Below are 5112 nucleotides of genomic sequence, written 5' to 3' on the forward strand. Positions count from 1 at the left end.
GCGTACCTCGGTCGCTCCGACGTCTTCGACCGGGCGGTCGCGGACTTCGCCGCGGCCTACGCGGACCAGAACGAGCGCGACTACGCCCGTTTCCTGGACGCCGTGTCGTCCGGCCGGCTGGAGGCTGCGGAGGCCTGACCCGCCGTCGACCGGACGGTCGGCGCCACCGACCTCGCCGGCCGCTCAGACCCGCGCGGCGACGCGCTCCGCGGGGGCCTTGGGCGTCCGCGCGGCCGGGGCCAGGAACGCGGCCGCGGCGACCAGCACCAGGACGACGACGAGGGCGGACCGCAGCCCGTAGTGGTCGCCGAGGAAGCCGAGCAGCGGCGGTCCGACGAGGAACGCGACGTAGCCCAGGGTGGCGGCGAGGGAGACGCGGGCCGTGGGGTTCGGGCCGGAGTCGCCGGCCGCGGAGAGCGCGACCGGGAAGCCGAGCGACGCCCCGAGGCCCCACAGGACGGCGGCGCCTGCCGCCACCCACTGCTGGTCGGCGAAGATCACCAGCGCGAGGCCGGCGGCGCCCACGAGGGCGCTCGCGCACAGCACGGCGGCGCGCCCGAACCGGTCCACGAACCGGCCGCCCACGAACCGGCCGAGCGTCATGGAGGCGGCGAACACGGCGTACACGGCGGAGCCGAGGGCTGCGTCGAAGCCGTGCCCGTCGACCATGACGAGCGGGAGCCAGTCGTTGGCCGCACCCTCCGCGAGGGCAAGCGCGAGGATGATGCCGCCGATGAGCAGCAGCCGCGTGTCCTTCCAGACGGGCGGCCCCGAGCCGGCGTCCGCCCGCCGCAGGGCGGGGTCGCGCCGGCCCACGCCCGCGGGCACCGGCCGGATCGCGACGGCGAGGCCGGCCAGCATGGCCACGGCGACCACGAGCAGGTGCACGACGACGGGGAACGCGACGGCCGTCAGCACCATCCCGATGGTCGCGCCGACCACGGTGCCGAGGCTGAAGAACCCGTGCATGGCGGGCAGCGCGGAGCGGCCGAGCAGGCGCTCGACCTCCGCCCCCTCGACGTTGAGGGCGATCTCCCCGCCGCCCATGCCGCACCCGACGAGGCCGAGGCCGAGGGCGACCACCCCGCCGGAGCCGAGCGCGGCCCCCACCCCCACGACGGCCACGCCGACCGCCATCGCGGAGACGCCGACGACGGTGACCGGGCGGGTGCCCCACCGGGCCACGAGCGGTCCGGACACGAGGATGCCGGCCATCGAACCGACGGACAGGCCGAAGAGGATGAGCCCCATCTGCCCGGTCGTGGCGCCGACGAGGTCACGCACGTCGGGCGTGCGGGTGACCCACGACGAGATGGCGATGCCGTTGAGGAAGAAGAGGGCGAACAGCGCGTTGCGGCGCGCGCGGGTGCTGGCGGTCACGAAGGCAGGGTCTCCGGGGAGGTCGGGCGAGGTGTACGAGCGTACACATCATGGGGCCGCGTCGTCCGCACGTTCCAGGCGGAACAGACGCACGACGCGGCCGGAGTCGCGTTCGTACGCGCGGTAGCCCGGCCACTGCGCCTCGACGAGTGCCCACGCGGCGTCACGCTCCGCGTCCCCCTCGACCGGCGTCGCCCGCACCGCGTACCGCCGCCCGCGGATGCTCACCGCGGCGTCGGGGTGGGCGAGCAGGTTGTACGTCCAGGCCGGGTGCCGGTCGCGCGCGAACGACGTGCCCGCCACCACCAGCCGGCCGTCGCCCACGGGCGTGTACATGAGGTAGGTGTCGCGCGGCTGCCCGGACCGGGCGCCCGTCGTGTGCAGCACGAGCGACGGCACCAGCACCGCGCTGAGCTGGAACCGCCCGCGCGTGAGCCGCGCCAGCGCCCGCTCGACGGGCGGCAGCGCCCGCGGTGCCACCGCCCGGAACGCGCGCGTGCGCGTCACGGGCGCGACGACGGACCGGATCCCCTGCAGCAGCCTGGCCATGCCCCATCCTGGCGGGTCGCCGGGCAGCGCGGTAGACCTGGCGCCCCCCGTTCACATCTGCGCATGCCTACTTGTCGGCGCCCCAGGTCGTTGACCGCGGCACCGCCCCGCCCGTTCGCTGGGACCCATCGAGCAAGCTCCCCTGGGACGAAGGAGACGCACATGGCGACCTCGGCGCACGAGCAGGCGGCACGGGCAGGGACGGACGGACCGGACGCGCGCCGGCGATGTCGACGGGCCTCCGGCTACGGCCTCGTGGCGCTCGTGGCCGCCGGTCTCGTCCTGACCGGGATGCCTTCCGTCGCGTCCGCGCAGCCGTCCGGGGCCGCCCAGCAGGCGCCGACGTCCGCGGCGCCGGACGGCGAGACCACGACGGACACCCCCGCACTGGTGACCGGGCTGGACGAGAAGGCGGACGGCTCCGTCTCCCCCGCCCAGGCCGCCCGGAGCTACCTCGGCTCCCGCAAGGCCCGCTTCCACATCCCCGACCCGGCCGCGACGCTGAGGTCCGCCGGGACAGAGAGCACCGACGGCCAGGAGGTCGTCCGCCTGCAGCAGCGGTACCGGGGCGTCGACGTCCTGGGCGGCGAGTACGTCGTCCGGATGACGAGGTCCGGCAGCGAGCGCACCGTCACCGGCACGTCGGGCCGGTACTACACCGACCTCGACCTGGACACCGTGACCCCGGCCGTCTCGGAGAAGGTCGCGGTCCAGCGCGCGGTCGCCGCCGTCGCCGGCCGCCCCGGGGGACTGCTCCGCAAGGACACGCCCGAGACCCTCTCGTCGTTCAGCGGCGAGTCGCAGGGCGTGGCGATCCTGCCGCAGGGCGACGGCGTGCTGGCCCGGCACGTCACCGTCACGGGGGTCGGTGCTGACGGGCTGCCGGTCAAGCAGGAGGTGTACGTGGACGGCGCCGGCGGTTTCCCGGTGCTCCAGTACAGCGCGATCAAGACCTTCGGCGCGCCGGCCGGCGACCCCGCCGCCGCGGTCGCGGCCGGGACCGGCACGACCGCCGAGGCGGCAGAGGTCGCCGCGACCACCACGCCCGGGTCGGTCGTGGGCACCGGGGTCCGGTACGACGGCGAGACCGTCGACCTCGGCCTGTACCAGGCCGGCCCGGACACGCCGTTCCAGCTGATCGACTACACGCGCCGGGCGGCAGACAAGCCCTTCGAGGGCCCGCTGATCAAGACGTACGACGCGAACGGGGCGTCGGCCGCCTCCGCCTCCGGCCGGTGGCCGAGCCAGGCGACGATCGGCGAGAGCGCGACCGCGGACCTCGGCCAGGGGTTCACCGACTCCGGCATGGTCGACGCGCACTGGGCGGCCGGCCAGGTCTACGACTACTACAAGGACACCTTCGGCCGGGCCGGGCTCGACGGGCACGACGGGTACATCAACTCCATCGTGGGCGTCACCTCGAACGGCGGCCCCTACAACAACGCGTTCTGGGACGGCACGAAGATGGTCTACGGCAAGGGCGGCGGCGACTTCCGCACCTTCTCCGCGGACACGGACGTCGTCGGCCACGAGATGACGCACGGCGTCGTCGAGCACACCGCGAACCTCGTCTACGTCGGCCAGTCCGGCGCCATGAACGAGGCCCTCGCCGACTACTTCGGCAACGCGATCGACCTTGAGGCCAACGGCGTCTCGATGGACGACCCGGACGCGGCGCTCCTCGGCGAGGACCTGTGCACCACCCTCGCCCCCCGCGACTGCGCGCTGCGCGACCTGAACGACGGGGCCACGACGTTCGCGGACTTCGTCGGCGCCGGCATCAGCGGCGACAACGGCGGCGTGCACCTCAACTCCACGATCTTCTCCGGCGCCCTGTGGGACATCCGGGAACGTCTCGGCGCGGAGCTCGCCGACCAGGTCGTCTACCGCGCCCTGTCCGCGTACATGACCCCGCTCGACGACTTCCTCGCGGGCCGGGCGGCCGTCGTCGCCGCCGCGCAGGAGCTGGGCGCCACCAAGGCACAGCTGAAGATCGTCAACGGCGCCTTCGACGCGCACGGCATCGTGGCCGGCTGGGAGAAGACGCTCGGCATCGACAGCGACCTCCTGGTCGCGGACGTCAACGTCGGCGACACCGGCGTCGGCGCGGGCGGCGGCCGGTACGCCGTCTCGCGGAGCAACGAGGACGGTTCCGAGCCCTACTCCGTGTGGCTGGGACGCACCGACGGCAAGGGCAGGCCGGAGCTCGTGAGCGGCAACAACGGCAGCTTCAACGTGTACGCCGCCACCGACGGCAAGACCGTGGCCTGGGCCGAGTACACCGGCAGCGACATCCTGATGCGGGCCAGGGCCGTCACCGGCGGCGTCACCAAGACCGTGCAGTTCAGCCACAACGGGCCCGTCGGAGGCCTGGCCGTCGACGGCGACCTCATGGTCCGCACCGTGACCGACTACACCACCGGCACCCAGCACGTGAACTGGGCCAACCTGAAGACCGGGGAGACCGGCCTGGTCGACTCGGGCACCCCCGCGCAGAGCACGGCGCTGCCCTCGGTCAAGGACGGCAAGATCGCCTACGTGAAGCTCTGGTACGCCGCGGACGGGCCGCGGCTCGGCGTCGAGGTCTTCGACACCGTCGCCGGGACCAAGACCCTCATGCCGATGGACTACGCCACCGTGATGGGCGTCGGCCAGACCGCCCTCACCGACGACGGCGTCGTCTGGATCGAGGACGACGACATCACCGACGCCGGCCAGGCCGCCGTGCGCACGGCGTCCTTCGACGGCACCCACCCGGTGACGCTGGTCCCGGAGACGCCCGCCAGCACGCTCTACCCGTACTCGCTGACGGCGTCCGGCACCGCGGTGACGATCACGTCGCTCCCGCAGGCGACGTCGTGGGCCAACGAGACGCTGCCGAAGCTCTACCAGGTGGCCGTCGACGGCAAGAAGGCCCCGCAGCGGATGTCGTGCAGCCGTGGCGAGCAGCTCTTCGCCGCGGCCGACGAGGGCCAGCGCGTGCTGTGGCTCGACGGCACCACCAGCCACACCAACCTGGTCAAGCGGGACCGGCCGGTCGGCACCTGCTGACCTGACCCTCCCCACCGACCGCGGCCGGGCGCCCAGCGCCTCCGCGATCACTTCGCGGGCCTCTTCGACCCGGCGGCGGGCCCGGCGGCCCGAGGAATGCAGCGCGGAGGCGTTGCCCACAGTGGACAGCGC

Annotated in this window: 4 protein-coding genes; 2 read left to right on the plus strand and 2 right to left on the minus strand. The window is 74.1% G+C overall.

What is annotated here, in order from left to right; translation table 11 throughout:
* Nucleotides 1-138, plus strand: a 138-nt coding sequence (locus tag ACFT55_RS18950; protein ID WP_380245403.1) for a DUF2252 family protein, incomplete at its 5' end; no start/stop codon positions are given.
* Between the two features lie 45 nt (nucleotides 139-183).
* On the opposite strand, the gene ACFT55_RS18955 is transcribed toward ACFT55_RS18950, so the two are convergent.
* On the minus strand, nucleotides 184-1380 hold the full coding sequence (locus ACFT55_RS18955; RefSeq protein ID WP_380245400.1) for an MFS transporter: 1197 nt from the start codon (nucleotides 1378-1380) through the stop codon (nucleotides 184-186).
* A gap of 48 nt (nucleotides 1381-1428) precedes the next feature.
* The gene (locus ACFT55_RS18960; protein WP_380245401.1) at nucleotides 1429-1929 is read right to left on the minus strand and encodes a nitroreductase family deazaflavin-dependent oxidoreductase; all 501 of its coding nucleotides are present in this window, start codon (nucleotides 1927-1929) and stop codon (nucleotides 1429-1431) included.
* A 162-nt stretch (nucleotides 1930-2091) separates the two neighbouring features.
* On the opposite strand from ACFT55_RS18960, the gene ACFT55_RS18965 reads away from it, so the two are divergent.
* Nucleotides 2092-4980 (plus strand): M4 family metallopeptidase, encoded by a 2889-nt coding sequence (locus ACFT55_RS18965; RefSeq protein WP_380245402.1) that lies wholly within the window; start codon nucleotides 2092-2094, stop codon nucleotides 4978-4980.
* Nucleotides 4981-5112 lie beyond the last annotated feature (132 nt).

The sequence above is a fragment of the Isoptericola sp. NPDC057191 genome, assembly GCF_042670225.1.
Taxonomy (GTDB): Bacteria; Actinomycetota; Actinomycetes; order Actinomycetales; family Cellulomonadaceae; genus Isoptericola.

What these genes read in the sequence shown, in the direction of transcription:
- ACFT55_RS18960 (WP_380245401.1), bottom strand. Translation starts at nt 1,929, where the DNA reads ATGGCCAGGCTGCTGCAGGGGATCCGGTCCGTCGTCGCGCCCGTGACG.
- ACFT55_RS18965 (WP_380245402.1), top strand. Translation starts at nt 2,092, where the DNA reads ATGGCGACCTCGGCGCACGAGCAGGCGGCACGGGCAGGGACGGACGGA.